The sequence below is a fragment of the Mycobacterium sp. NGS19 genome, assembly GCF_059813155.1.
In genome coordinates this window covers 420195-444378 of sequence record NZ_JCALEB010000004.1, presented here as the reverse complement: position 1 = coordinate 444378, position 24184 = coordinate 420195, and the positions used below count along the sequence as shown (strand labels likewise).

At 66.0% G+C, this 24184-nt stretch carries 28 protein-coding genes, 1 tRNA gene and 2 pseudogenes; 19 read left to right on the top strand and 12 right to left on the bottom strand.

The window, feature by feature from the left end:
* The first annotated feature begins 46 nt into the window (after positions 1-46).
* Together AC5Y4N_RS15305 and AC5Y4N_RS15300 are read left to right on the top strand one after the other, a co-directional pair.
* Positions 47-505: a MarR family winged helix-turn-helix transcriptional regulator gene (locus tag AC5Y4N_RS15305; protein WP_499911108.1), complete on the top strand. Its 459-nt coding sequence runs from the start codon at positions 47-49 to the stop codon at positions 503-505.
* A gap of 26 nt (positions 506-531) precedes the next feature.
* A complete protein-coding gene (locus tag AC5Y4N_RS15300; RefSeq protein ID WP_499911110.1) occupies positions 532-1743 on the top strand; it encodes an MFS transporter in 1212 nt (403 codons plus the stop codon).
* 21 nt (positions 1744-1764) lie between these two features.
* Here the strand turns inward: AC5Y4N_RS15300 and AC5Y4N_RS15295 are convergent, their stop codons facing one another.
* The gene (locus AC5Y4N_RS15295) at positions 1765-2502 is read right to left on the bottom strand and encodes a VIT1/CCC1 transporter family protein (protein ID WP_499911113.1); all 738 of its coding nucleotides are present in this window, start codon (positions 2500-2502) and stop codon (positions 1765-1767) included.
* Between the two features lie 99 nt (positions 2503-2601).
* On the opposite strand from AC5Y4N_RS15295, the gene AC5Y4N_RS15290 reads away from it, so the two are divergent.
* Positions 2602-4563 carry an acyl-CoA dehydrogenase family protein gene (locus AC5Y4N_RS15290; protein WP_499911114.1) on the top strand — a complete coding sequence of 654 codons (1962 nt, stop codon included), beginning with the start codon at positions 2602-2604 and terminating at the stop codon, positions 4561-4563.
* 29 nt (positions 4564-4592) lie between these two features.
* On the opposite strand, the gene AC5Y4N_RS15285 is transcribed toward AC5Y4N_RS15290, so the two are convergent.
* On the bottom strand, positions 4593-5081 hold the full coding sequence (locus AC5Y4N_RS15285; protein ID WP_499911116.1) for an LppP/LprE family lipoprotein: 489 nt from the start codon (positions 5079-5081) through the stop codon (positions 4593-4595).
* 249 nt (positions 5082-5330) lie between these two features.
* Here AC5Y4N_RS15285 and AC5Y4N_RS15280 point away from each other — a divergent pair, with 249 nt between their 5' ends.
* Positions 5331-5606: a hypothetical protein gene (locus tag AC5Y4N_RS15280; RefSeq protein ID WP_499911117.1), complete on the top strand. Its 276-nt coding sequence runs from the start codon at positions 5331-5333 to the stop codon at positions 5604-5606.
* Positions 5607-5629: 23 nt separating this feature from the next.
* Here AC5Y4N_RS15280 and AC5Y4N_RS15275 read toward each other — a convergent pair whose 3' ends face one another.
* From AC5Y4N_RS15275 to AC5Y4N_RS15265, 3 genes and pseudogenes are all read right to left on the bottom strand, one after another.
* A complete protein-coding gene (locus tag AC5Y4N_RS15275) occupies positions 5630-5794 on the bottom strand; it encodes a hypothetical protein (protein WP_499911118.1) in 165 nt (54 codons plus the stop codon).
* A gap of 31 nt (positions 5795-5825) precedes the next feature.
* Complete coding sequence (locus AC5Y4N_RS15270; protein ID WP_499911258.1) at positions 5826-6152, bottom strand: excalibur calcium-binding domain-containing protein; 327 nt, start codon at positions 6150-6152, stop codon at positions 5826-5828.
* Positions 6127-6186 (bottom strand): annotated as a pseudogene (locus tag AC5Y4N_RS15265) (hypothetical protein); the annotation flags it as partial. The gene AC5Y4N_RS15270 and the pseudogene AC5Y4N_RS15265, both read right to left, overlap by 26 nt.
* Positions 6187-6336: 150 nt before the next feature.
* On the opposite strand from AC5Y4N_RS15265, the gene AC5Y4N_RS15260 reads away from it, so the two are divergent.
* Both AC5Y4N_RS15260 and AC5Y4N_RS15255 read left to right on the top strand, forming a co-directional pair.
* Positions 6337-7560 (top strand): tyrosine-type recombinase/integrase, encoded by a 1224-nt coding sequence (locus tag AC5Y4N_RS15260; protein WP_013470144.1) that lies wholly within the window; start codon positions 6337-6339, stop codon positions 7558-7560.
* Complete coding sequence (locus AC5Y4N_RS15255) at positions 7560-9938, top strand: tyrosine-type recombinase/integrase (RefSeq protein ID WP_499911119.1); 2379 nt, start codon at positions 7560-7562, stop codon at positions 9936-9938. The genes AC5Y4N_RS15260 and AC5Y4N_RS15255 overlap by 1 nt, the downstream gene beginning before the upstream one ends.
* Before the next feature lie 31 nt (positions 9939-9969).
* Here the strand turns inward: AC5Y4N_RS15255 and AC5Y4N_RS15250 are convergent, their stop codons facing one another.
* Entirely contained in the window at positions 9970-10329 is a 360-nt protein-coding gene (locus AC5Y4N_RS15250; protein ID WP_003887760.1) for an Rv2640c family ArsR-like transcriptional regulator, read from the bottom strand.
* A gap of 101 nt (positions 10330-10430) precedes the next feature.
* On the opposite strand from AC5Y4N_RS15250, the gene AC5Y4N_RS15245 reads away from it, so the two are divergent.
* The 6 genes and pseudogenes from AC5Y4N_RS15245 to AC5Y4N_RS15220 all read left to right on the top strand — a co-directional run bounded on the left by AC5Y4N_RS15245 (position 10431) and on the right by AC5Y4N_RS15220 (position 14173).
* Complete coding sequence (locus AC5Y4N_RS15245) at positions 10431-10907, top strand: ArsI/CadI family heavy metal resistance metalloenzyme (RefSeq protein ID WP_013470142.1); 477 nt, start codon at positions 10431-10433, stop codon at positions 10905-10907.
* Between the two features lie 57 nt (positions 10908-10964).
* On the top strand, positions 10965-11477 hold the full coding sequence (locus AC5Y4N_RS15240) for a DinB family protein (RefSeq protein WP_013470141.1): 513 nt from the start codon (positions 10965-10967) through the stop codon (positions 11475-11477).
* A gap of 43 nt (positions 11478-11520) precedes the next feature.
* Positions 11521-11895, top strand: coding sequence for an ArsR/SmtB family transcription factor (locus AC5Y4N_RS15235; RefSeq protein ID WP_003887763.1), 375 nt, complete (start codon positions 11521-11523; stop codon positions 11893-11895).
* Positions 11892-12965, top strand: a pseudogene (arsB, locus tag AC5Y4N_RS15230) (ACR3 family arsenite efflux transporter); the annotation flags it as partial. The gene AC5Y4N_RS15235 and the pseudogene arsB, both read left to right, overlap by 4 nt.
* Before the next feature lie 41 nt (positions 12966-13006).
* Entirely contained in the window at positions 13007-13675 is a 669-nt protein-coding gene (locus AC5Y4N_RS15225) for an arsenate reductase ArsC (RefSeq protein WP_013470140.1), read from the top strand.
* A 30-nt stretch (positions 13676-13705) separates the two neighbouring features.
* On the top strand, positions 13706-14173 hold the full coding sequence (locus tag AC5Y4N_RS15220) for an arsenate-mycothiol transferase ArsC (RefSeq protein WP_318996392.1): 468 nt from the start codon (positions 13706-13708) through the stop codon (positions 14171-14173).
* Between the two features lie 306 nt (positions 14174-14479).
* Here the strand turns inward: AC5Y4N_RS15220 and AC5Y4N_RS15215 are convergent, their stop codons facing one another.
* Together AC5Y4N_RS15215 and AC5Y4N_RS15210 are read right to left on the bottom strand one after the other, a co-directional pair.
* Complete coding sequence (locus AC5Y4N_RS15215) at positions 14480-16459, bottom strand: heavy metal translocating P-type ATPase (RefSeq protein WP_084032479.1); 1980 nt, start codon at positions 16457-16459, stop codon at positions 14480-14482.
* Complete coding sequence (locus AC5Y4N_RS15210) at positions 16456-16827, bottom strand: ArsR/SmtB family transcription factor (protein ID WP_050982640.1); 372 nt, start codon at positions 16825-16827, stop codon at positions 16456-16458. The genes AC5Y4N_RS15215 and AC5Y4N_RS15210 overlap by 4 nt, the downstream gene beginning before the upstream one ends.
* 116 nt (positions 16828-16943) lie before the next feature.
* Here AC5Y4N_RS15210 and AC5Y4N_RS15205 point away from each other — a divergent pair, with 116 nt between their 5' ends.
* From AC5Y4N_RS15205 to AC5Y4N_RS15180, 6 genes are all read left to right on the top strand, one after another.
* Complete coding sequence (locus AC5Y4N_RS15205) at positions 16944-17582, top strand: methyltransferase family protein (RefSeq protein WP_006246589.1); 639 nt, start codon at positions 16944-16946, stop codon at positions 17580-17582.
* Positions 17560-18261, top strand: coding sequence for an adenylate/guanylate cyclase domain-containing protein (locus AC5Y4N_RS15200; protein WP_003887771.1), 702 nt, complete (start codon positions 17560-17562; stop codon positions 18259-18261). The genes AC5Y4N_RS15205 and AC5Y4N_RS15200 overlap by 23 nt, the downstream gene beginning before the upstream one ends.
* A complete protein-coding gene (locus AC5Y4N_RS15195; protein WP_006246591.1) occupies positions 18258-18902 on the top strand; it encodes a class I SAM-dependent methyltransferase in 645 nt (214 codons plus the stop codon). The genes AC5Y4N_RS15200 and AC5Y4N_RS15195 overlap by 4 nt, the downstream gene beginning before the upstream one ends.
* Positions 18903-19565 (top strand): DsbA family protein, encoded by a 663-nt coding sequence (locus AC5Y4N_RS15190; protein ID WP_006246592.1) that lies wholly within the window; start codon positions 18903-18905, stop codon positions 19563-19565.
* Between the two features lie 79 nt (positions 19566-19644).
* A complete protein-coding gene (locus AC5Y4N_RS15185) occupies positions 19645-20256 on the top strand; it encodes a methyltransferase family protein (protein ID WP_006246593.1) in 612 nt (203 codons plus the stop codon).
* A gap of 26 nt (positions 20257-20282) precedes the next feature.
* Positions 20283-20912, top strand: coding sequence for a class I SAM-dependent methyltransferase (locus tag AC5Y4N_RS15180; RefSeq protein ID WP_067774115.1), 630 nt, complete (start codon positions 20283-20285; stop codon positions 20910-20912).
* 114 nt (positions 20913-21026) lie between these two features.
* Here the strand turns inward: AC5Y4N_RS15180 and AC5Y4N_RS15175 are convergent, their stop codons facing one another.
* From AC5Y4N_RS15175 to AC5Y4N_RS15165, 3 genes are all read right to left on the bottom strand, one after another.
* Positions 21027-21377, bottom strand: coding sequence for a thermonuclease family protein (locus AC5Y4N_RS15175; protein ID WP_499911120.1), 351 nt, complete (start codon positions 21375-21377; stop codon positions 21027-21029).
* A 3-nt stretch (positions 21378-21380) separates the two neighbouring features.
* Positions 21381-21596: an excalibur calcium-binding domain-containing protein gene (locus tag AC5Y4N_RS15170; protein WP_499911121.1), complete on the bottom strand. Its 216-nt coding sequence runs from the start codon at positions 21594-21596 to the stop codon at positions 21381-21383.
* 230 nt (positions 21597-21826) lie between these two features.
* Positions 21827-21902: transfer RNA gene (locus AC5Y4N_RS15165), tRNA-Asn, on the bottom strand.
* Positions 21903-22030: 128 nt separating this feature from the next.
* Here AC5Y4N_RS15165 and AC5Y4N_RS15160 point away from each other — a divergent pair.
* A complete protein-coding gene (locus tag AC5Y4N_RS15160; protein WP_499911261.1) occupies positions 22031-22279 on the top strand; it encodes a hypothetical protein in 249 nt (82 codons plus the stop codon).
* A 3-nt stretch (positions 22280-22282) separates the two neighbouring features.
* Here the strand turns inward: AC5Y4N_RS15160 and dnaG are convergent, their stop codons facing one another.
* Complete coding sequence (gene dnaG, locus AC5Y4N_RS15155; protein ID WP_499911122.1) at positions 22283-24184, bottom strand: DNA primase; 1902 nt, start codon at positions 24182-24184, stop codon at positions 22283-22285.

The window sequence follows — 24184 nt, the reverse complement described above, 5'->3', positions numbered from 1 at the left end:
CAGCGACACCTTGATCCTGCATAGGCAACCTATGTAATTTGGTGGTATGTCTCGTTCGACGTCGACGCGGGAGTCGCTTGGCATCGACCTGCTGGGCGTGGTGGCGCGGCTGAACCGGCTCGCAACCCAGCGCACGCCGCTGCCCATCCCGTGGGCCCAAGCCCGGCTGCTGGGAACGATCGAAGACCAGGGTCCCACCCGCATCTCCGACCTGGCAGCCCTGGACCACTGCTCTCAGCCGACCATGACCATGCAGGTGCGGCGCCTCGAAGACGCCGGCCTGGTCACCCGGACGGCCGATCCGTCCGACGCGAGGGCCGTCCTGATCGAAATCACCCCCAAGGGCAGCGAGACATTACGCCAGGTACGGACTGCCCGTGCCGGCGTCATCGATCCGCACCTCGCCGCACTCGACGACGAGGACCGGCAGACGCTTGCCGACGCGGTCGACGTGCTGAGACGGCTGCTCGACAACGCGTCGTCGTCTGCGCAACCACCCAACTGACAACCACAAAGGAGAAGCCGCACCATATGTGGCGCCAACCCAAACCTGTTTGGGCCGTAGCCTTTGCGTCCGTCGTGGCGTTCATGGGCATCGGCCTGGTGGACCCCATCCTGAAACCGATTGCCGACAACCTCGACGCCACGCCATCGCAAGTGTCGCTGCTGTTCACGAGTTATATGGCGGTGATGGGTGTTTCGATGCTCGTCACCGGTGCATTGGCGAGCAGGATCGGACCCAAGCGCACGCTGCTGCTCGGCCTCGCCGTGATCGTTGCGGGGGCTGGGCTGGCCGGCTGCTCGGACACCGTCATGGGCATCGTCGGCTGGCGTGCGTTATGGGGCTTGGGCAATGCGCTTTTCATCGCCACCGCATTGGCCACCATCGTCAGCTCGGCGCGCGGATCGGTCGCCCAGGCGGTCATCCTCTACGAGGCAGCGTTGGGTCTGGGCATCGCCGTCGGACCACTGGTGGGTGGAGTGCTGGGCTCGGTGTCGTGGCGCGGGCCGTTCTTCGGTGTGTCCGTCTTGATGACGATCGCGCTGGCCGTCACCGCGGTACTGCTGCCCTCGACGCCGCGGCCCGAGCGTGCCACCACCGTCGTCGACCCGTTCCGCGCGCTGCGCCACCGCGGCTTGCTCGGCGTGGCGATCACCGCCCTGCTCTACAATTTCGGCTTCTTCACGTTGCTCGCATTCACCCCGTTCCCGCTCGACATGAGCGCCCATGAAATCGGCCTCATCTTCTTCGGCTGGGGCGTCGCCCTCGCGTTCACCTCGGTGGTGGCCGCCCCGCGACTGCAACACCGATTCGGCAGCGTCACAACGCTTTTGGCGAACCTCGCCTCGATCGCTGCGCTGCTGGTCGTGATGGCGGTGTTCACCGACAGCAAGGCGGCACTGGCAGCCTGCGTAGTCGCGGCCGGCGCGTTCTTCGGCATCAACAACACGTTGATCACCGAGACCGTGATGAAGGCAGCGCCGGTCGAACGCGGAGTCGCTTCGGCCGCATACAGTTTCGTGCGGTTCTCCGGTGGAGCGGTGGCGCCCTGGCTGGCCGGCACGCTCGGCGAGCAAGTCAATGTGCACCTGCCGTTCTGGGTGGCCGCGGCCGCGGTGCTGTCGGCCGTCGTCGTGCTGGCACGCACGCGGCCGCATCTCGCCGGCATCGACGTCGAAGAAAGCGAGCTCGAAGAGGTCACTGACCAGGCCACCGCGATCACCGTGGGAAGCGAGAGCTGAACCCCCCGTTGGGCCGCGGGTCTAGCCGGTCGGACCGATAAGCAGCCCAACGACATACGTAGCCGCGATCGCGACTCCCCCGAACGCGAGCTGGCGCACCGCTGCCCACCAGACCCGTTTTCCGGTGAATCGCGCGGCCACGCCTCCCGCGATCAGCAGCCCGGCTCCGCCGCACACCAATCCTGCGGCCAGCGAGGCGAATCCGAGCAGATACGGGATGAGCGGAATGATCGCGCCGATTGCGAACAGAAGGAACGACGAGGCCGCAGCCAGACGCGGCGACGGTTTCTCCCGCGGGTCGATGCCCAGCTCGGTGATCATGTGCAGGTTGAGCGCCTGGTTTTCGTCTCGATGGATTTCCTCGGCGGCCGCTCGCGCCGTCCGCTCCGTCATGCCCATCTGGATCAGCGTCAACACCAACTCGTCCATCTCGGCCTCAGGATGCGAGCGGAACGCGCGACGCTCCAGACGCACCTCCGAGTCGATCTGCTCGTTGGCTGTGGTCACCGATGTGTACTCGCCCAACGCCATCGAGAACGAGCCGGCGAGCAGACCCGCGATGCCGCTCAAGACCACGGTGTGACTGTCGGCGCTGGCTGCCACGCCCGCGACCAGTGCGGTGTTGCTCACGAGGCCGTCCATCGCGCCGAAGGTCGCCGCGCGCAGCCAGCCGCCCGACACGTCGCTGTGGGTGTGGTCGAACTCGTGCGGCAGCACCGTGCGACCGTCCGGTGGAGGGGCGGGGTCGGGCGATGTCATGGCGCCAATTGAACGCCAGCGCCGTATGTCACAGCGAATCAGGTAAACCTACGGTGCACCGGTCTGTTTACCAGGCGCTGACTCGGGTTACCGTCGGGTATGACGTCGACTGCGGTTCAAATCTCCCCCGACCTCGCGCGGCATCTTCGCAACACTCTGGACGGCCGATGGCACGTGGTGAAAAACCGGTGCCGCGAGCAGATGTCCGGCGAGGTGTTCCGTCCGCACTACACCCCCAACACGGTGATCGCGCGAACGAAGGCGTTGGAGCAGTTGAAGATCATCGCAGCGGCCGGCGGTGCCGAGGACGGGTTCCGCAAGGAGCACGGCGGCACCGGGGACGTGGGAGCGGCGGTCACCACAATCGAAATGCTGGCGATGTCGGACCTGTCGCTGATGGTCAAGGCAGGTGTGCAGTGGGGCCTGTTCGGCGGTGCGATCGAGAACCTGGGCACCGAACGCCACCACGAGGCGTACGTGCGCAAGATCATCGACCTGGAGCTGCTGGGCTGTTTTGCGATGACCGAGACCGGCCACGGCAGCGACGTGCAGTCGCTGGAGACGACGGCCACTTACGACCCCGAGACCGACGAGTTCGTCATCCACTCCCCCACCAAGACTTCGCGCAAGGACTACATCGGCGGCGCGGCCGAAACCGCCACGATGGCCGCCGTTTTCGCGCAGCTGGTCACCGCCGGCCCTGGCGAGGAGCCGGTAAGTCACGGCGTGCACTGCTTTCTGGTGCCGATCCGCGACGAGGAAGGCAACGACCTGCCGGGGGTCACCACCTCCGACTGTGACTACAAGGGCGGCCTGCCGGGTGTCGACAACGGCCGCATCATGTTCGACCACGTCCGCATCCCCCGAGACAACCTGCTCAACAAGTACGGCGACGTTTCCGCCGACGGCACCTACACCTCGCCGATCGACAACCCGAACCGCCGGTTCTTCACCATGCTGGGCACCCTTGTGCGCGGCCGCGTGACCGTCGGGGGAAGTGCCGCCGCGGCCGCACGGGTGGCACTGGACATCGCAACGCGATATGCGTTGCAGCGCAGGCAGTTCAAGTCGCCCGATGACGACAGAGAAGTGCTGCTGATGGACTATCTGGTGCACCAGCGTCGGCTGCTACCGCTGATCGCCGAGTCTTATGCGCTGCAGTTCGCGCAGAACGAGTTGGTGGGCAAGCTCGCCGAGATCCAGAGCACCGAGATTCCCGACCCGGAGGAGCAGCGCGAGCTGGAGTCACGCGCAGCCGGGCTCAAGGCCGCCAACACCTGGCATGCCAGCCGAGCGATCCAGGAGGCCCGCGAAGCATGCGGCGGCGCAGGCTATCTCGCGGAGAACCGGCTGATCGCGTTGCGGGGGGACACGGACGTGTTCACCACGTTCGAAGGTGACAACCATGTGCTTACGCAATTGGTGGCCAAGGAGTTGCTGACCGCCTACGCCGACGACATCAAGAGCATGAGCCCCGTCGAGTGGGTGCGGTTCGCGGCCAACACCGTCAGCGACCGGGTGATCAAACGCACAGCAGCGCAACCGATTATCCAAACGCTCATCGACACGCGGCAGGACAACGAAGAAGAGGGCAGCCTGTTCAACCGCGGCACTCAGTTGCAGATGTTCGAAGATCGCGAGCAGTACACGCTGTCGAGCGTGGCACGGCGGCTACAGCGCCGGTCCCGGGAGATGGACGCGTTCGATGCATTCAACGAGGTGCAGGACCACGTGCTACATGCGGCCCAGGCCCACATCGACCGGGTGATCCTGGAGGCTTTCGTGGCCGGCATAGAGGCGTGCGACGACGAAGAGGCGCGGCGGGTGCTGTCCATGGTGTGCGACCTGTACGCGCTGTCGGTGATCGAAAAAGACAAGGCGTGGTACATCGAGCACCGTTATCTGTCGTCGGAGCGGGCGAAGGCCGTGACCCGCGGCATCAACGAGCGCTGCCGCTCGCTGCGGCCGTACGCCGAGGCGCTGGTCGACGGTTTCGGTATTCCCGAGCAGCTGCGCGATGTTCCGATGCTGCACCCGGAGCGCATCGGCGAAGAAGACTGAGCCACTTCGCTTTTGGCTGCGCTGCTGGCCTACCGGCCGGGCAGCGGGTCTAGCACCTTGAGCTTCCCGTCGTCACCGAGCTGGAATCGCACCTGGGTGATGCCGGTCGGACGGTTCGGCGCGTCTCCGCTCTGCTCGAACTGGTATTGGACGGTCACAGTGTCTTCGCCCGAGCTCAGCACGACGGTGTACGGCTTGGGCTGAGGCGTCGCGGTGCCGATGGGGGTGTTGTGATCGAACAACAGCAGGTGCTGCGGAGCGGTCGCGTCGCTGCCAGCCTTCACCTGGACCCAGTACAGACGGCAGTTGCGGGTGTGGCCGCGCGCGGTTTCCTGCCACTGGCCGCCCGGTGCCGGAGCCAAGCCGTCGATGGCGGCGCTCACGGTGTCGGCGGTGGGCCCGTCGGCCGGGGTGCATCTGTCGGGTGAGGGCGGCGGCGCGCTGGAAGGCTTCCAGCCGCAGCCGGCGGCAACGACCCCAAACATCAGCAAGACGGCCGTCAGGCGGCGAAATCGCATGGCCTCACCCTAGTGGGCCGCCTGGTCGCATCGAGATTGCGAAACCTCCGCCAATCGAGCCGGCGAGACGGACAATCGGGACTAGCAGCAACCTCGGGAGCGACAATGAAGTCCTCTGTTCTATGTGCGGTCGCCTGTGGAACGTTCGCCGCCGCAGCCGGTTTCTGCCCTGTCGCGGCGGCGAGTCCCGCTCACCCGATCTGCGTCGACGTCCGCACGGGCAGAGTTTGTGAAGCGGATCCGCCTGGGATGCAACACGACGCCGAACTGGGGCTGCCATGTCGCGGCATCTATCCCTTCTATTTGTTCGGGCGCGGCAACGCCGGTGAACTGGTGTGCACCCAGCCCGGGGCGCGCTCCGGCGAATTCATCGACGGGACGTGGACGACGAGGCCGCAAACACTATTCGGGGTGCAAATGGCTGGTTTCGGATGCCCGTCCGGATTTCCGGGCGGCGCGATGGCGCAGACGGGCGACGGCCGCGCGCTGATATGCAAGGGCGACAGCTGGGTTTTGGTCGCCTGACGCTCTTTACAGCATGCCGGCGGTTAGATCACGCCGGCGAAGGCGAGGCCCAGATAGACGGCCATGCAGATGGCGAACACGGCCGCGAAGATCACGAACCCTTTCGCGAACTTCATGTTCGGCGGCGCGGGATTGGACTCCCGCCCGCGGGGTGTGGGCGACTCCCAGCCGCGGCCCCTGTCACTCATGGCATCACAGGTTACTCGTGATTGGCCCGCTTCATCGTTCGCAGGCGACACCATCGCCGTCGCCGTCGAGACCCGAGCGGTAGCCGGGCTGGCCGCTGAGCAGGGGCGCTGCGCCGGCCGCACGTGCTTCGGCGCAGCTGCGGTAAGACACATTTCCCGAGGGAGCCGTCGGCACGGATGCGGCTGGCGCCGGCGGTAGGGCCCGACGGAGACTGCGGTGCGGACTGCGCGCCCGTTCCCGTCGCCGCCGTGCTGCCGTAGCAGGGCGGTCCCCAAAGCCCGCGTCGGGCGTTTCGCGCTTCGGCCTCTGCTGCAGCGATGGCGTCGAAGTGGCTGGCCGGGTTGCCGTGGAAGACATACGAGCGTGCCGCGCCGGCGCGCGCCGCTTCCACCGAGTAATCCCAGCCGTCGGACTTCACCAGGTAAGCCAGGGTGCGGTTAACTGCAGTTGGATGATCCACGTGGTGCGGCTGTGCAGGCTCAACTTGTCGGCCGGTGCGTTTAGTCTCCACGCAGATTGAACTTCCGGACCAGGGGCTGTGATGGATGACGGGATCGAACCGAGACTTGTGGAGGTTCTCGATGTCCCGAGGCTTGGTGCGGTCGTTCGCGGCAATGCGGGCTCGTTGCCGTGGCGTTTGGTCGACGAGTCGGGTGCCGGCGTAAACCACGTCAATCTGTGGTTGGCCGACCTGTTCGCGTGCGACAACTCGCCTGCGACGCTGCGCGCCTATGCGTACGACCTACTGAGCTGGAGTCGTTTCCTCGGCGCACTGCAGGTTTCGTGGACTCAGGCAACGCGGGGCGAAGTCCGGGACTGGGTGAGGTGGTACCGGTGTCGCGCGAACCCGCAACGACGCCGCGGATCGAGTGCGGATACTCATCGGCCGACCCCAGGTTCTGTGAACGAGCGGACGGGCAAGGCCTACCTGGAGTCTTCCTACGCGCGGTCGTCGATGAATCGCAGACTGTCGTCGCTCAGTGGCTTCTACGAGTTCGCCCTGGAGTCGGATCTCGGGCCGCTCATCAACCCGGTACCGAAATCGCGCGACGATCTCACTCGACTCGACGTGCACCGCCAGCACTTCGATAACCCGCGCCCCCAAAAGCGCGCGCCTTATCGGCAGAAGCTAGTGGAACGTGCGCCGCGCGCGCTCAGCGACGACCTGTACGAGGAGGTATTTGCATCGCTGAGAACAAACCGCGACCGTGCCATTGTCGCTACGGCGATCTCCTCTGGTTTACGCGCCAGTGAACTGCTCAGCATGCGGCGGGGGATGCTCCATGCCGCCGACCAAACCGCCGATGTAATACCCAAGGGCGGGAATGGAAGTCGTGTCATGGTCCGTATCAGTCCCACTGCGTATCTCTGGATCGCCCGGTACCTTGCTGAGCGCCCCGTGGGTCCGCCTGAAGAGCCAGTCTGGCTGACATTGCGCGGCACACCGCGGCCGCTGAGCTATTGGGCAATGCGACAGATCCTTGAACGCAGCAACGCGCTGCTGGGCTCCAACGTCACGATGCATGACTTCCGGCACACCTTCTGCATGCGTCTCGCCCAGGACGAGAACATGACCATCGCGGAAATGCAGGAGCTGATGCGGCACGCGTCGATCGCCAGCACCACACGCTACCTGCGACCCACCGTAGCCGAACTCGTCGACAAACTTGATCAGCACTGGAATAGACCCCCGTCACCGCAGCCCACGCCGGCGAAAGGCTATGCGGCAGAAGATCTCCAAGTTCTTTTCGGTCGGGCATTCTGATGGCGCGGGTGCTCACGCGTGCCCAGTCGCTGGCGAGTTCGTCTGCGTTTGCCAACCATCCAGTCGAAGTACTGCCTTCGCTGTCCCCGACGCCCGAGGACCATCCGTGGTTCGGAAACACTGTCACCTGCGCCGAACGTGAACGCATCATCACTGCGGGACTTCCGCTCGTGATGGCACGGATGAGTGAGAAGTACCGCAGCGAGGCAGTAGCCCGCAGCGGTGCACGGCTCTGGCTGAGTCGCCTATTGGACTGGCTGGATGGCTTTGTCGGCGACAGTTATCAAGACCGTTGGATCGCCAGCGATTCCGATCGCCAGCCGAAGGCGTGGTGCCCAGCCTTATCAACCGGATCGCATACACGGCTTGGGGCAAGGCTGTCGATCAACGCACTCATAATGCTGGGGGTCATTCGTCCCGGCCATGACTGGTTGATCGAGAACAAGCAGGCGCGGTTCTACCGTGACTGGACGACCACGCACGAACCGAAGGCGTGGGATCGCTACTTCGCCGCCGCGGAGCACGAGGGCGCACCGGAAGTGAAGAAATGGCGAACCGCCACCCACCTGGTACGTATCAGCATCTGCAACGGGCTGCCAATCACCGAGCTGCACAGCCAGCATGTGTTGGCCTACCGAGACTTTCTCGTCTCGACCGGCAGGATGCCGGGGGATCTTCTCGCCATGTGGCACTACGGACGCCGCGGCGGACTGTTCGCCGGTGAAGCCGACGACCTGCGGCACTACCTCATCGCCAAACGTCTCAGTCCCACCGAACTGGTCGACCGCTTCAATGTGCGAGCTCCCAGCGTGCGAGGACTGTTGATCGCCTACCTCGCCGAGATCGCCGTCGGTCAGGACTACGCCAGCCTGGACGGAACCAGCCGAAACCTGGTGAAGCTGTTCTGGAAACCGATCGAAGACGCCAACCCCGGCATCGACACAATCAGTTTGACGAAGGCCCAGGCATCCGCCTGGAAAGAGTGGTTGCGCACCAAACCGGATGGGACTCCGCGCCGGCACGCCGAGAGCATTCTGGGAGCGGTCCGCAGCTTCTACCTCGACGTGGCTGCCTGGTCCCACGAGGATCCCTCGACGTGGGCCCATTGGGCTGTCTCATGCCCGGTCAGCATCCGCGACGTCCGAGGCCAGCAGAAGCGCCGGGCCCAGCGGGCACACCGCATGCATGCCCGCACCCGCACCCTCACCCCGCACGTCGATGCACTCGTCGCTGCAGCCCGGCGGGCGTACGTGCAAGCAGCAGAGCTGCAAGCGGTCGCGACGACAGCGCCGTTCGGTGAACCGTTCGCCGTGCACGGGAGCACCTACATCAAGCACACACCGGGCAAGCGGGCCGACCGAGTGCGCATCCATGTTCTGCAGGATGGATCGGAGAAGTGGGTTGACATCCACTACACCGTGACACGGGCCTTCATGACCTGGACGATCATCGAGGTGTTGCGCCACACCGGTATCCGGATCGAAGAGATGCTGGAGCTGACCCATCTGAGCATCAAGCAGTACCGCAAACCCGATGGCACCGTGATACCGCTCCTGCAGATCGCACCGAGCAAGACCGATCAGGAGCGGATATTTCCCTGCAGCCCGGAGTTGACCACCACCTTGGCGCGACTGGTCGAGTTCGTCAGCATCGATGGCCGCGTTCCGCTGTGCTGCCGAATCGACACACAGGAACGCCAGGTGTCGGCGCCGATGCCGCATCTGATCCAGATCCGAGAGGGTGGACGGTCGCGGGTAATCAACCAGTGCACGGTCCGAAAGTGGTTATCAGAGCTGGCCAACAGCATGGCCTTGAAGGACGCTGACGGTACTTCGCTGCATTTCACGCCACACGACTTTCGCCGGATCTTCATCACCGACATCGTCAACGCCGGGTTCCCGATCCATTTGGCCGCAAAGATGGTGGGCCACAACAATATCGAAGTCACGCGCGGCTACACCGCGGTGTATCAGAAAGATGTCTTCGAGGCATATGACCGGTTCATCGACAACCGTAGACAGGCACGGCCATCGGCCGAATACCGTGAGCCCACCCAAGCCGAATGGGACGAGTTCGTCGAACACTTCGGCCAGCGCCGGATCGCGCTCGGCAATTGCCACCGCCCCTATGGATCTGACTGTTCCCATGAACATGCCTGCATCCGGTGCGATTTCTGCGAGGTTGAACCGGCCCAGGCCGCAAGGCTCGATGAGATCCGTGACAACCTTCGCCTCCAGGTGGTCGAGGCCCAAAAGAACCGGTGGCTGGGCGACGTTAACCAATTACGCCTCACCATTGAGCACGCCGACCGCAAGGCGGCGAGGCTGGCAGCCCTCACCGAGGCGGCCCCGGTACTCCTTGCCGCGCACACGTCCTGACGCGAGCAGTAAGGGACCGTCCTTCTGACAGCTAGGTGCAGCAGTTGGGGTCGAGGACGACGCAGAGTGCCTGCAGGGCTTCGGGTTTGACGCGGTGAAAGACGTTCATGCCGCGCCGGTCGGAGATCACCAGCCCGGCTTTGCGGAGCTGGCCCAGGTGGTGGCTGACGGTGGATTCACTCAGGTCGAGCACCGCGGCCAGATCGCCGCTGGTCTCTTCGCCGGGGCGTGAGCTGAACAGCAGCGACATCATCTTGACCCGCACCGGGTCGGCGAGCGCCTTGAGCCGCATCGCGACCTGCAGGGCATCGGCGTCGCTGATCGGGCCCGCGGCGACCGGGGCGCAGCACACCGGGGCGGACATGTCGATCACGGGCAGCGCTTTGGGCATGACCCCATCCTGCCACCTGTCTTGACATATATCAAAAAGGTGGCATCCTGAGGTCGACGCGCCAGTTCGATATATGTCTCATCCCTAGTGGGAGGTCCATCATGTCCCGTATGCAACTCGCCCTCAACGTCGATGACCTCGACGAGGCGATCACGTTCTACACCAAACTGTTCGGCGTCGACCCCGCCAAGGTCAAGCCCGGCTATGCCAACTTCGCCGTCGCCGAGCCGCCGCTGAAGCTGGTGCTGCTGGAAAATCCCGGTAAGGGCGGCACCATCAACCACCTCGGCGTCGAGGTCCAATCCAGCGACAAGGTGCACGCCGAGATCGCCCGCCTGACCGGCGAGGGGCTGTTCACCGATGAGGAGATCGGCACCACGTGTTGCTTCGCCACCCAGGACAAGGTCTGGGTGACCGGGCCGGCCGGAGAGAAATGGGAGGTCTACACGGTGCTGGCCGACTCCGACACCTTCGGCACCAGCCCACAGCACCTCGACGATTCCGCCGACGGCGAGGGTGGGGTGTGTTGCGGCGGAGCCTCCAAGGAGGCTGACCCCGCCGCAGCGTCCTGTTGCTAGCCGATCGCACCTGCCGCGGCCGTGGTCACATGGCCGCGGCAGGCGCATGATCGGGGCATGGACCGCGATGCCATCGCTGCCGATCTGGAGCGCGCGCGTGTCACGTTCCACCAGCTACTGGCGGCCGCCGGCCCCGACGACTGGGATGCGCCGACGCGCGGAACCCGGTGGACCAACGAACAATTGCTGTTCCACATGGTGTTCGGCTACATGGTCGTGCAGCGGCTGCTGCCCCTGGTGCGGGTGATGGGCCGACTACCTGACCGCGTCAGCGGGGCATACGCCCGGTTGCTCAACGCCGCGACCACGCCGTTTCATCAAATCAACTACTACGGATCATGCGCCGCCGCCATGGTCTACAACCGGCGCAGGATGGGCGCCAAACTCGACCGGGTCATCGACTCACTGCAACACCGGCTCGCCCGCGAGACCGACGACACCCTGCGGCGCGGCATGCATTTCCCGCCGGGATGGGATCCGTTCTTCTCCGACTACATGACGCTGGAAGACGTCTACCGCTACCCCGGGCGCCACTTCGACTTCCACGCCGCCCAACTCACCTTCACCTGACGTTTCATTTGCCAACAACTTCGATATCCGTCAATATTGATGTATGTCGAAGTCGCAGGAGTCGTTGACCGACGGGGACGCGTGCTGCCCACCCGGGGCGCTGCTGCGCGAACCCCTTACCGCCGCGGACGCGGCGGACATGGCGGTCAAACTCAAAGCGCTGGCCGATCCGGTACGCCTGCAGCTGTTCTCCGCGATCGCCAGCCACGCCGGTGGTGAGGCCTGCGTCTGCGACATCTCCGCCGACATCGAGGTGTCACAACCGACCATCAGCCACCACCTCAAAGTGCTGCGCGACGCCGGGCTACTGACCTCACAGCGCCGGGCCTCCTGGGTGTACTACGCCGTGGTGCCCGACGCGCTGGCCAGCCTCGCCGTCCTGTTCGGCATTGACGCAGCCGCCGGGGTGTCGGCATGACCGACACCACCACCCCGGCCCCAGCGGTCGTGGGCAAGCTCTCCACCCTGGATCGGTTCCTGCCGCTGTGGATCGGCGCGGCGATGGTCGCCGGGTTGCTGCTGGGCCGCTGGGTTCCCGGCTTGAACACCGCGCTGGAAAGCGTTCAGCTGGACGGGATTTCACTACCCATCGCTCTTGGCCTGCTCATCATGATGTACCCGGTGCTGGCCAAGGTCCGCTACGACCGCCTCGACACCGTCACCGGCGACCGCAAGCTGCTGCTGTCCTCACTGGTCCTGAACTGGGTGCTCGGCCCCGCGCTGATGTTCGCGCTCGCGTGGCTGCTGCTGCCCGACCTGCCCGAATACCGGACCGGCCTGATCATCGTCGGCCTGGCCCGCTGCATCGCCATGGTCATCATCTGGAACGACCTGGCCTGCGGCGACCGGGAAGCCGCCGCCGTCCTCGTGGCGCTCAACTCGATCTTCCAGGTCATCATGTTCGCCCTGCTGGGCTGGTTCTATCTGTCGGTGCTGCCCGGCTGGCTCGGCCTGGAACAGACCACCATCGACACCTCCCCGTGGCAGATCGCCAAGTCCGTGCTCATATTTCTGGGCATCCCGCTGCTGGCCGGCTACCTGTCGCGCCGGCTCGGCGAGAAAACCAAGGGCCGTGACTGGTACGAGGCCAAGTTCCTGCCCCGGATCGGGCCGTGGGCGCTCTACGGGCTGCTGTTCACTATCGTGATTCTCTTTGCGCTGCAAGGCGACCAGATCACCCACCAACCGTTCGACGTCGCCCGCATCGCCCTGCCGCTACTAGCGTACTTCGCGATCATGTGGGGCGGAGGCTACCTGCTCGGCACCATGCTCGATCTCGGTTATGAGCGCACCACCACCCTGGCGTTCACCGCCGCGGGCAACAACTTCGAACTCGCCATCGCCGTCGCGATCGCCACCTACGGCGCCACCTCCGGCCAAGCCCTGGCCGGCGTCGTCGGCCCGTTGATCGAAGTCCCGGTCCTGGTCGGGTTGGTCTACGTGTCCTTGGCGTTGCGCAACCGGTTCCACCACCACACCTCCCAACACCTTCCTGCCGACGGCTCGACGACGAGAACGGAACCCAATCCATGACTGACAGCCCCGTCACCCACGAGCTTCGCCACGATCTGTCCATCGACCAGCAACTCGCCCTGAAAACCGCGGCGACCCGGCTGGGCGGTGAGTTCGATGGCACCTTCGGTACCGAAACCATCGAACGGTTCTTGCATTCGTCCTACGACCAGTTCGCCGGCCGGGCCACCATTCCGAACTTCCTGCCGCTGTTGGCCGAACGGTTCGCCCGCCAACGCCTGCACGCCCTGGCGAGAGTGGAAGGAAAGATCAGCGACGGCAAACCGACCGTGTTGTTCCTGTGCACCCACAACGCCGGCCGCTCGCAGATGGCGCTGGGCTACTTCACCCACCTGGCCGGTGACCGGGCCGTCGCCTGGTCCGGTGGATCCGAACCCGGCAACGAGATCAACCCCGCCGCGATCGCTGCCATGCACGAAGTCGGTATCGACATCACTGGCGAATACCCCAAACCCTGGACCGACGAAATTGTGCAGGCGGCCGACGTCGTCATCACCATGGGCTGCGGGGACGCCTGCCCGATCTTCCCCGGGAAACGCTACGAGAACTGGGAACTGCCCGACCCCGCCGGCCAGGGCCTCGACGCCGTCCGCCCGATCCGCGACGACATCGAAGAACGCGTCCACCGTTTGTTGGCCGACCTGAACGTGCCCGTCACCCGGTAGCCGCGAAAACCTCAAGGGAACACACCGAATATGGCTGACACATCAGTGTTGTTCGTCTGCGTCAGTAACGCCGGAAAATCGGTCATGGCCGCCGGGCTCATGCGCCAGATCGCCGGACCGACCATCCACGTCAGCTCGGCGGGCACCCGCGCCAAGACCGCCGTCAACGACCTCTCGGTACAAGCCTTGGCAGAAGTCGGCGTCGACATCAGCGACCATCAGCCCGCCCAACTCACCGCGCAGATGCTCGACGACGCCGACCTGGTCGTCATCGTCGGCAGCCAAGCCCACCTCGACGAGTACTGTCCCGGCGTCACCATCCAGCGGTGGGATACCGACGAACCCTCCTTGCGCGGCATCGACGGAATCGACCGCATGCGAATCATCCGCGACGACATCACCACGCGCGTCCAGGCCTTGGCCGCCAACCTTTCCGCCGCGATCACACCACCCACCGGCCAGCCATCCCGATCCAACGCGCGTATTGAGCGAAGCTAGATGTATGCGTGTGGAACTTCTCACGAGCCCGGGATGTCCGAATGCAGCGGCGGCTCGGCGCTTGCTCGCCGAGTGTCTGTCTGAGGTTGATATCGCTGAAGATGTGGTGGTGGAAAGGGTCGGTGGATATCCATCGCCAACAGTGCTCGTTGATGGTATGGATGTCATGAAGCCGGGCACTGAGCTGGCAGCTGATGCGTGCCGATTGGACCTTCCGACCAGGGATCGCGTGCTGGCGGCGCTTCGGAGTGCGACGCCGTTGACGTGATCGATCCGGGGTCTTACCCCGATGTTGCGGCCCCGAGTTCAGCTGGCTGCCGTGGTCTTCTGGTTGCGGGTGTGGGCCAGCCGGTGGGAGTCGGTTCCGGTTTCGATGATGGTGCCCCCGAGGGGCTTGGTGCGTCCGGCGCGCACGCCGTTGGCGATGACGACGATTTCGGCGAGTTCGTGCACCGCGACGACCGCGGCCAGCCCGAGGACACCGGTGAGGGCGAGCGGAATGAGCACCGTAATCAATGCCAGTGAGAGGCCGACGTTTTGCAGCATGATCCGCCTCGCGCGCCGCGCGTGGGCCAGTGCTTGGGTGAGGTGGCGCAGGTCTTCACCCATCAGCGCGACGTCGGCGGTTTCGATGGCCACGTCGGTGCCCATCGCGCCCATGGCGATACCCAAATCGGCAGTGGCCAGGGCCGGGGCGTCGTTGACGCCGTCACCGACCATGGCCGTCGAGGAACGTTGGCGCATTTGACCAATTAGCGCGGCTTTGTCTTCGGGCCGCAGATCGGCATGCACGACCTCGATGCCCACCTGCTTGGCCAATGCGTGGGCGGTCGCTTGGTTGTCACCGGTGAGCATGGCCACCTGATACCCGCCGCGGCGCAGCTGGGCGACGACGTGGGCGGCTTCGGGCCGCAGCTCATCGCGCACCGCGACTGCCCCGATGATCTGGTCGTTGTCTTCGATGAGCACGGCGGTGGCGCCGGCGGCCTGCATGGCCGCGACCTGGCCGGCCAGCGGGCCGGGGTCAAGCCAGCCGGGGCGGCCCAGCCGCAATCGACGGCCATCCCGCGCGCCGGTCAACCCGGCACCGGTGACCGCCTGCACGTCATCAGCCGGTTGCACGGGGCCCTGCGCGGCGGCGAGAATCGCTGCCGCGAGGGGGTGTTCGCTGCGGGCCTCCAACGCCGCCGCCACATCCAGCACGTGCTCGCGGGTGGCGCCGTTGGTGGTGGCGACGTCGATGACGGTGGGTGCGTTGGCGGTCAGGGTGCCTGTCTTGTCCAGCGCGATCGTGCGGACCGCGCCCAGGGCTTCCAGCGCCGCCCCGCCCTTGACCAAGACACCGAGCTTGCTAGCCGCGCCGATCGCGGCGACCACCGTGACCGGCACCGAGATCGCCAGCGCGCAAGGAGAGGCCGCCACCAACACCACCAGGGCACGTTCGATCCACACCAGCGGATCGCCCAACACGCTGCCGATGGCGGCGATGAGGACCGCGGCGATCATGATCGCGGGGACCAGGGGTTTGGCGATGCGGTCGGCCAGGCGCTGGGCTTCGCCCTTGCGGGACTGCTCGGCCTCCACGATCGCCACGATGCGGGCCAACGAGTTGTCAGCAGCAGTGGACGTGACCTCAACCTCCAGCACGCTGGTGCCGTTGATCGACCCGGCGAACACCTCATCACCGGGCCCGGCCTCTACCGGCACGGATTCGCCGGTGATGGCCGAAACATCCAGCGCCGTGCGCCCCGACACGATCGTGCCGTCGGTGGCGACGCGTTCGCCGGGCTTGACCAGCATCCGGTCACCCACCGCCAACTCTGCTGGGGCGATGGTGGTTTCGGTACCGTCGCGGAGCACGGTGGCCTCATCGGGCACCAGCGACAACAACGCCCGCAGACCTCGGCGGGTGCGGGCGAGGGAGTATTCTTCGAGGCCCTCGCTGATGGAGAACAGGAACGCCAGCATGGCGGCCTCGCCGACCTCGCCGAGGATCACCGCGCCGACCGCGGCGATCGTCATCAGCGTGCCGACCCCGATCTTGCCCTGCGCCAGCCGGCGCAGCGTCGAAGGCACGAACGTGTAGGCACCGATCACCAAGGCGAGCGCATACAGGCCGATTTCGACCGCATGGGGGCCGCCGGACCAGCCGACCACATAGCCGGCCAAAAGCACCACGCCCGCCACCGCGGCGGCGCGCAGTTCGGTGATCTCCCAAAGCCGTTCGGGTTCCTGCTCGTCCTCGCCGGGGCGGTCGTCGCTGCCGCAGCCGCACGCCTCACTCATCGCGCAACCTTCTTCCGCTCAGTCGGGTGGCCGTAGTTGGGGCACAACGCCACCGCGTTGCCGGTGGCCTCCAAGACAGCTTCGGCGGCCCGCAACATGTCCAGTAGTTCCGGGCGGGCCAGCCGATACACCGAGGCGCGGCCCTGCGGCCGGAAATCCACCAGCCCGCAGTCGCGCAGGCACGCCAGATGCGCCGACACCGTCGACTGCGCCAACCCCAACTCGCCGGTCAGATCCACCACCCGCGCCTCACCGACCGCCAGCCGGCGCAGGATCGCCAACCGGGTGCCATCCGAGAGGCTGTGAAACAACGCCGTCGCCGCATCCACATTCCCGCACATCGCGGGATCGACCGAACCACTTTTCATCGCCACACGACGATGATAGCGTCCAACACTATTGATCGGTCAACCCCGCCAACATCGATACAACCCGATGGATGAGGACGCAGGGCGGGGACGGGCCGACCGGGAAGGAGCAGGCGATGGCACTGACTGCACTGGGCCTGTTCGCGATGTTGATGCTGGTGATCGGGGCCTGTCGGCGCCGGATCCAGCTGGCCCGCATCGGCGACAGCGGCAACCGGCGGGGTTGGCGGCCCGACGGCACCCTGGAATGGTGGGCGCTCGCGCTCGCCGACGTGGGCTATCTGCTGGTCGGCGTCGGCGCCCCAGCGGCGGCCCTGGCCGGGCTCGCCCCACTGCGTTTCGCCGACCATCTGCTGGTTCATGCGACTGGGATCGCGGTTGCGGTGGTGGGCATCGGGCTGACCTTGCAGGCCCAGCTGGGGTTGGGGGCCTCGTGGCGGATCGGGGTTGATGAGACCGAACGCACCGAGCTGGTCACCGGCGGCCCGTTCGCGATTGTGCGCAACCCGATCTTCACCACACTGCTGCTCACCCTGACCGGCCTGACGCTGATGGTGCCCAACCCGATAGCGATCGCCGGCCTGCTGATCGCGATCGCCGGCATCCAGCTGCAGGTGCGCGAAGTGGAAGAGCCCTACCTGCGCCGCGTCCACGGCCACACCTACCGCGACTACACCACCCGAGTGGGGCGCTTCCTACCGTGGCTCGGCCGCACCAGAGATGAGACCAATGATGCTGCCCGACACTACACCTGACTTCGACACGGTCGAGGCGACGGCGGCGTTTGTCGACCTGGCCGGCTACAGCATCCTCACCGAAATCTGCGGCGACCACGAAGCCGCCCAGCTCGCCGCGCGGCTTGCCGACCTGGCACAGGCTGCACTACAACCGGGCGTGAGGCTGGTGAAGACGATCGGGGACGCGGTCATGTTGACCGCCGACACACCCACCCAGATGCTGGCCACCCTCACCGACCTGGCAGAGCAGGTCGCCGGCGAGGACGGGTTCCTGGCGCTGCGCGCCGGAATCCATCACGGACCCGTCATCGCCCGCGGCGGCGACGTGTTCGGCCACACCGTCAACATCGCCGCCCGCATCACCGCACTCGCCGGGGCCGGCCACGCCGTGATCACCGACCCGATCGCGGCTGCCGCTACCCGACAAGGCCTGTCCACCCCAGCGATCGGTGCTCCGCCGCTGCGCAGCATCACCACCCCGATTCCGCTACACACGCTGGCCCTGACCGAGGCCCGCTACCCCCGCGACCCGGTCTGCGGCATGCGGATCAACCCGGAAACCGCCCGGGCGCGACGCCGCTACCAGGACCGGGATTGGTGGTTCTGCTCGACCGACTGCGCCCACCAATTCACCACCACCCCAAGCACTTACACATCGACACTCCCGGTCACCGCCAGTGAACGGCAGCCGACATGAGCCGCCCCTGGGGCCGCAACCGGCTCAAATTCGCCCTGGCCGGACCGCTGTTCGAAGCCGGCAACCGGTTCATCCCCGGCCGACCCCATGACCGGCTCGCCCAGCTCGTCGCCGACCAGAAACCGAAACGAGTGCTCGAACTGTGCGGCGGCACCGGCTACGCCGCCCGCCTGCTCGCCCGCAAATCCCCGAGCACACGAGTGGATTGCCTCGACATCTCCCCGGAAATGCTGGCCGTCGGCCGCCGCTACCTCACCCGCGCCGGGATCGGTACCGTGGCGCTGCATGAAGGTGACGCCGCCGCACTGCCGTTCGGCAATGACACCTTCGACGTGGTGATGAGCGTGTTCGGCTGGCACGAACTGCCCACCGACATCCGCCACCGCGCCATCGACGAAGCCATCCGCGTTCTACGTCTCGCCGGCCAGGTCATCGCCATCGACCTCGACCCACCACCCACCGCCCGCACCATCTTCGAGACCTACATGCGGCTCGCCGAACGACCCCACGCCCGCGACGTCCTGGGCACCGGCCTGGCCGACGCATTCACCGCACACGGACTGGCCGTCACCACCCATCTGCCCGCGCGCAGCTGGGCCGCCCCGTTCCAGATCGTCCACGCCCACAAAAGAGGTATCTGAATGGCGCGCACCAGCCGCATCCTGCTCACCGCGTTCGTCATCGCCGCCATGGCGATCGGGGCGCTGGTCTACCTGTCAGTGCGCGACCGCGACTCGACCACCACGGCACAGCCCGATACCGGCGAGGCCGGGCAGGTGGTGCGCGAGAACAGCCACCGACTCAACACGGTGCCCGACAGCACGGTGACGTTCGTGGAGTTTCTCGACTTCGAATGCGAGGGCTGCCGCGCGGTCTACCCAGAGATCGAAAAAGCGCGGGCCGAATACGGCGACCGGGTGAATTTCGTGATCCGCTACTTCCCGCTGCAAGCCCACGTCAACGCCGAGCGGGCCGCCCGCGCGGTGGAAGCCGCCGCCCAGCAAGGCCAACTGGAGGCGATGTATCGCAAAATGTATGACACCCAAGCCCAGTGGGGTGAAAAGCAAACCCCAGCCGATGACGTATTCCGCGGATTCGCAACAGAACTCGGCCTGGACATGGCCGAGTTCGACGCGGCCTACGCCAATCCCGCCACCCTCGAACGCATCCAACTCGACATGGCCGACGGCCGCGCCTTGGGCGTGCAGGGCACCCCGACCTTCTTCCTCAACGACACCCGCATCCAGCCACACAGCTATGAAGACCTAGCCCAGGCCTTCGATCAAGCGCTCGCCGAGAACTAGGCGCGGCCTGCCGCATCCATCGGCTTGACCGCCCCTCTCCACATCGACACTCATCTCAGTCCGGCCAGGAGGTTCACCCATGCCCGCCACCGCGCTCGTTCTCTACCTGGTCTTTGCCGTCTTAGGGTTCGGCTGGCGCAGCTGGACCCAGCACCGCCGCACCGGCTCGACCGGGTTTCGCGGCATCCACGGCCGGCCTGGCTCGCTGGAATGGTTCGCCGGCGCCGGATTCATCGCTGCCATCCTCGCCGGGGCGGCCGCACCGCTGCTGCAACTGCTCGGCATCCTCACCCCGATCGCGCTCCTGCAGGCGCCGTGGATTCAGGTGGGCGGGACGGTGCTGGCGGTGGCGGGTATCGCGGCCACCCTCTACGCCCAGCGCGACATGGGCGAGTCCTGGCGGATTGGCGTCGACCCCAGTGAGACCACCACATTGGTGCTCCGTGGTGTGTTCGGGCTGGTGCGCAACCCCATCTTCACCGCGATGCTGATCTTCGCCGCCGGCATCACCCTGATGACCCCCAACCCGCTCGCCCTGGTCGCGTTCGTCGTGCTGCTGGCCACCATCGAGCTGCAGGTCCGCGTCGTCGAAGAGCCCTATCTCAACGCTATCCACGGCCAGGCCTACCGGGACTACTGTGAGACGGTCGGCCGGTTTGTTCCCCACATCGGACGCACCCGAATCGTCTGACTGGCCGACTCGAATCGAGGTGAACCATGGCCACCGGTGATCGCACCGCCCGATGGAACCGATACTGGGACAAGAAATCCCGTACCTACGACCGCGAAATCGGATTCTTTGACCGCCACCTGTTCGGCGACTCCCGCCAATGGGTCTGCAGCCAAGCGGCCGGCACCACCCTGGAAGTCGCCGTCGGCACCGGCCTCAACCTCGAGTTCTACCCCGACACCGTCACGCTGACCGGGATCGACTGGAGCGAACAGATGCTCGACCTGGCTCGTCAACGTGCCGCCGACCTCGGCCACCCCGCCACGCTGCAACAAGCCGACGCCCACCACCTACCGTTCGACGACGCCACCTTCGACACCGTCGTCTGCACCTTCGGGCTCTGCGCCATCCCCGACCACACCAAAGCCCTCAACGAAATGACCCGCGTCCTGCGCCCCGGCGGACAACTCATCCTGGTCGATCACATCCGCAGCAGCGTCGCCCCCGCCCGAGCCGTGCAACGCTTCCTCGAACTGTTCACCGTTCCCCTCGGCGGCGAACACTTCCTGCGCCGCCCCCTCAACCACATCCGCAACGACCCCAACCTCGACATCGAACGCGTCGAACGCTTCAAACTCGGCCTCGTCGAACGCCTCACCGCCCGCAAACCCACGTAACCCGAGGCGAACTCACCGACCATCCAGCTAGAGCTGTCCCACATCAACAGCTCAGCCGCGCCCTCGAAGGCTCCAAAGACTCCGACTGATGACCGGCCCCGGTGAACGGATTGACTAGTGCAGATAAGTCCGGCCGTAGTTGTCGGTGCGGTCTTGAGTGGGATCGGCCACCACGGCAACGCGTTGGCCGAGCAGAGTGGCCTTCGCGAACTCGGTAGCCTCAGGCCCCCAGCACTCGACCGGAGATCCGGGCTTGGTCGTTTCCGGGGTATCGATTCCCAGAAGACGGACCCGCAGCCGCCCGCGGACGTCGTCGCGGACGTCGACGGTGTCACCGTCGACGACTTTCAAGACGACCGCGGTCGGAGTGACGGTGTCGGCCCTCGCGAAGGCCGGCTGCAGCGAAGCCAGCAGGGCGGCCGTTGTCGCCGCGACCGCCCATCCGGCCACTGACAGTCTGGGCATCAGCTAGTTGCGCTTGGGCTCGCAGGCGTAGCCGTCGCCGTCACGGTCGAGCTTCGGGTCGTAAGCGTCATCGCCCTTGGGAATGTTGTACCGGCCGTCGTTGTGGGCCTGCGTGCAGTTTGCGTACGGCCCGTCGGCGACGGCAGGCGACGCTGCGCCGATGCCAATACCAGCAACGGCGGCCGCAGTCGCGGCAGCGATGACTATCTTCCGAATCATGGTGTCTCCCCGTGGTGATGATGACCGACGATGACGCGCTGTTGCGCTATCAGCTAAGGACAATAGCTTGTGCGCATCAGTATATTGACGTTACCGATGATTCGCTGGAGGATCCCCGAGATTGCTCGGCGGTTGACATCGTGGGGGCGTTCAATTCGCGCGCCAAGCACATGTGAAGAGTTTGCGGGATTTCCCAAGCCCAGAACACGGACCGGAAACTCGGGCTGACCTGGCTCCCCCGGCTGGACTCGAACCAGCAACCCTTCGGTTAACAGCCGAATGCTCTGCCAATTGAGCTACAGGGGATCGCTCGCACACACGGACCTACCCGCGCAACGCTGGCTGACTCTAGCGTACGAGGGCAGTCCAGTGCCAAGACGCGCCAGTCCTCAGGCAGGATGGTCTGAACGCACAAGGTGATGGAGGGGACCACTGTGATCCGCTACGCCGTCGTACTGGCCGCGGGCTATGTGCTGGGCACCAAGGCCGGCCGCCGCCGCTACGAGCAGATCGTCGGCACCTATAAGGCCGTGACCGGCAGCCCCGCCGCGAAGACGATGATCGACGCGGGTCGCCGCAAGATCGCCGACCGACTCTCGCCCGACCCGCGCATGGTGACGCTGACGGAGATCGACGAGACCACGATCGTGTTGGAGCCGGAAGCCCAAGAGGCTCGCCGCTGACCTCTAAGCGGTCAGGTCGTTGCCGTCTCCGCTCGCCTGCTCGAGCAGGCTGCGCCGGTAGGCCTCCATCGCGACCAGCTCGCCGAACAACGCGTGGTACTGATCGCCCTGCTCGATCGGCGACATGCGCTGCAGCTTCGACTTCACCTCGGCGATCTGCCGACCGACCCACACCTCCTGCAGGCGCGCCAAAACCCCGCCGATGTAGCGCGGCAGCTTCTCGTCGTCGTGGACCCGAATCGTCTCAACCCCGAGTTCGTTGACCAGCGTGGCCGCGCCGTCGGCGTGCTGACGGACCGCGTCGATCCATGCCGCACCGGTCAGACCGGCCGACGTGCCACCCGCCCCAGAAATCGCCGCGCGCACTGCCGCATAGCCCGGATGCGTGAAGCTCTCGACCGGCAAGGTGTCGAACACCGGCCCGGCAAGGGCCGGATACTGCAGCGCACACTTGAGCGCCTCGCGTTGCGGCCACAGCGTGGGATCCCGCGGATTGGGGCGCTCGGCGGACGTCGACGGCGACGCCTTCGAGGCCGCTGTCCGCCGCGACTCGCGCCGTACCGCTCCGCCCCGCCGCTGCGCCTCTTCCCGCACCCGGCCGATCACCTGCGCCACGTCGTCCCAACCGACCCAGCCCGCGAGCTGGCGCGCGTACTCGTCTCGCAGCGTCGGGTCCTTGATCCGGGCCACCATGGGCACGCACCGGCGCAACGCGGCGACCCGCCCCTCGGCGCTGTCGAGGTCCATTTCGGCCAGCGCGGAGCGAATCGCGAACTCGAACAACGGTGTGCGGCGGGCGACCAGGTCGCGCAGCGCACCGTCACCGGCCTTGAGCCGAAGGTCGCACGGGTCCATGCCGTCGGCCGCGATTGCGACGAACGACTGCCCCGCCAGGTTCTGCTCACCGTCGAATGCCTTGAGCGCGGCCGCCTGACCAGCTTGGTCGCCGTCGAACACGTAGATGAGTTCGCCACGAAAGAAGCTGTCGTCCATCATGAGTCGGCGCAGCATCGCGAGGTGTTCGTCGCCGAAGGCGGTGCCGCACGACGCCACCGCGGTGGTGACGCCGGCCAGGTGCATCGCCATCACGTCGGTGTATCCCTCGACGACTACGGCCTGATGGCCTTTGGCGATATCGCGCTTGGCCAGGTCGATGCCGAACAGCGCCGCCGACTTCTTGTAGAGCACGGTCTCGGGGGTGTTGACGTACTTGGCCTCCATCGGATCGTCGTCGAAAATCCGGCGCGCCCCGAAGCCGATGACTTCGCCGCTGCTGGCGCGGATGGGCCACAGCAGCCTCCGGTGGAACCGGTCCATCGGCCCGCGGCGCCCCTCGCGCGACAATCCGGCCGCCTCGAGCTCCTTGAACTCAAAGCCCTTGCGCAGCAAGTGTTTTGTCAGCGTATCCCAGCCCGACGGGGCGAAGCCGCAGCCGAAGCGCTGGGCCGCGTCGGCGTCGAAATTGCGATCCAACAAATATTGCCGAGCAGGCGCGGCCTCGTCGGACTGCAGCGCCTGGGCGTAGAACTCCTGCGCTGCGGCGTTCGCGGCGATCAGCCGGCTGCGACTGCCCCGGTCCCGCTGCACGGCCGACGGGGCGCCGGTGTAGGTGATCGTGTAGCCGATCCGGTCAGCCAGCCGCTCGACCGCCTCCACGAACGTGACGTGCTCGACCTTCTGCACGAACGCATAGACGTCGCCACCCTCGCCGCAGCCGAAGCAGTGGAAGTGGCCGTGGTTGGGGCGGACATGAAACGACGGCGACTTCTCGTCGTGGAATGGGCACAGCCCCTTCAGCGAGTCTGCGCCGGCCCGGCGCAGCTGCACGTAGTCGGCAACGACCTCGTCGATGCGGTTGCGTTCGCGGATGGCGGCGATGTCGCGATCCGAGATGCGCCCTGCCAC

Bases quoted from the DNA above. Each gene is read 5' to 3' on its own strand.
- AC5Y4N_RS15240 (WP_013470141.1), top strand. From the start codon at position 10,965: ATGGACCGCGATGCCATCGCTGCCGATCTGGAGCGCGCGCGTGTCACG.
- AC5Y4N_RS15250 (WP_003887760.1), bottom strand. From the start codon at position 10,329: ATGCCCAAAGCGCTGCCCGTGATCGACATGTCCGCCCCGGTGTGCTGC.
- AC5Y4N_RS15285 (WP_499911116.1), bottom strand. From the start codon at position 5,081: ATGCGATTTCGCCGCCTGACGGCCGTCTTGCTGATGTTTGGGGTCGTT.
- AC5Y4N_RS15245 (WP_013470142.1), top strand. From the start codon at position 10,431: ATGTCCCGTATGCAACTCGCCCTCAACGTCGATGACCTCGACGAGGCG.
- AC5Y4N_RS15290 (WP_499911114.1), top strand. From the start codon at position 2,602: ATGACGTCGACTGCGGTTCAAATCTCCCCCGACCTCGCGCGGCATCTT.
- AC5Y4N_RS15225 (WP_013470140.1), top strand. From the start codon at position 13,007: ATGACTGACAGCCCCGTCACCCACGAGCTTCGCCACGATCTGTCCATC.
- AC5Y4N_RS15235 (WP_003887763.1), top strand. From the start codon at position 11,521: ATGTCGAAGTCGCAGGAGTCGTTGACCGACGGGGACGCGTGCTGCCCA.
- AC5Y4N_RS15220 (WP_318996392.1), top strand. From the start codon at position 13,706: ATGGCTGACACATCAGTGTTGTTCGTCTGCGTCAGTAACGCCGGAAAA.
- AC5Y4N_RS15215 (WP_084032479.1), bottom strand. From the start codon at position 16,459: ATGAGTGAGGCGTGCGGCTGCGGCAGCGACGACCGCCCCGGCGAGGAC.
- AC5Y4N_RS15205 (WP_006246589.1), top strand. From the start codon at position 16,944: ATGGCACTGACTGCACTGGGCCTGTTCGCGATGTTGATGCTGGTGATC.
- AC5Y4N_RS15270 (WP_499911258.1), bottom strand. From the start codon at position 6,152: ATGTCTTCCACGGCAACCCGGCCAGCCACTTCGACGCCATCGCTGCAG.
- AC5Y4N_RS15280 (WP_499911117.1), top strand. From the start codon at position 5,331: ATGCAACACGACGCCGAACTGGGGCTGCCATGTCGCGGCATCTATCCC.
- AC5Y4N_RS15255 (WP_499911119.1), top strand. From the start codon at position 7,560: ATGGCGCGGGTGCTCACGCGTGCCCAGTCGCTGGCGAGTTCGTCTGCG.
- AC5Y4N_RS15300 (WP_499911110.1), top strand. From the start codon at position 532: ATGTGGCGCCAACCCAAACCTGTTTGGGCCGTAGCCTTTGCGTCCGTC.
- AC5Y4N_RS15170 (WP_499911121.1), bottom strand. From the start codon at position 21,596: ATGATTCGGAAGATAGTCATCGCTGCCGCGACTGCGGCCGCCGTTGCT.
- AC5Y4N_RS15190 (WP_006246592.1), top strand. From the start codon at position 18,903: ATGGCGCGCACCAGCCGCATCCTGCTCACCGCGTTCGTCATCGCCGCC.
- AC5Y4N_RS15260 (WP_013470144.1), top strand. From the start codon at position 6,337: ATGGATGACGGGATCGAACCGAGACTTGTGGAGGTTCTCGATGTCCCG.
- AC5Y4N_RS15275 (WP_499911118.1), bottom strand. From the start codon at position 5,794: ATGAGTGACAGGGGCCGCGGCTGGGAGTCGCCCACACCCCGCGGGCGG.
- AC5Y4N_RS15180 (WP_067774115.1), top strand. From the start codon at position 20,283: ATGGCCACCGGTGATCGCACCGCCCGATGGAACCGATACTGGGACAAG.
- AC5Y4N_RS15305 (WP_499911108.1), top strand. From the start codon at position 47: ATGTCTCGTTCGACGTCGACGCGGGAGTCGCTTGGCATCGACCTGCTG.
- AC5Y4N_RS15295 (WP_499911113.1), bottom strand. From the start codon at position 2,502: ATGACATCGCCCGACCCCGCCCCTCCACCGGACGGTCGCACGGTGCTG.
- AC5Y4N_RS15195 (WP_006246591.1), top strand. From the start codon at position 18,258: ATGAGCCGCCCCTGGGGCCGCAACCGGCTCAAATTCGCCCTGGCCGGA.
- AC5Y4N_RS15210 (WP_050982640.1), bottom strand. From the start codon at position 16,827: ATGAAAAGTGGTTCGGTCGATCCCGCGATGTGCGGGAATGTGGATGCG.
- AC5Y4N_RS15200 (WP_003887771.1), top strand. From the start codon at position 17,560: ATGCTGCCCGACACTACACCTGACTTCGACACGGTCGAGGCGACGGCG.
- AC5Y4N_RS15185 (WP_006246593.1), top strand. From the start codon at position 19,645: ATGCCCGCCACCGCGCTCGTTCTCTACCTGGTCTTTGCCGTCTTAGGG.
- AC5Y4N_RS15175 (WP_499911120.1), bottom strand. From the start codon at position 21,377: ATGCCCAGACTGTCAGTGGCCGGATGGGCGGTCGCGGCGACAACGGCC.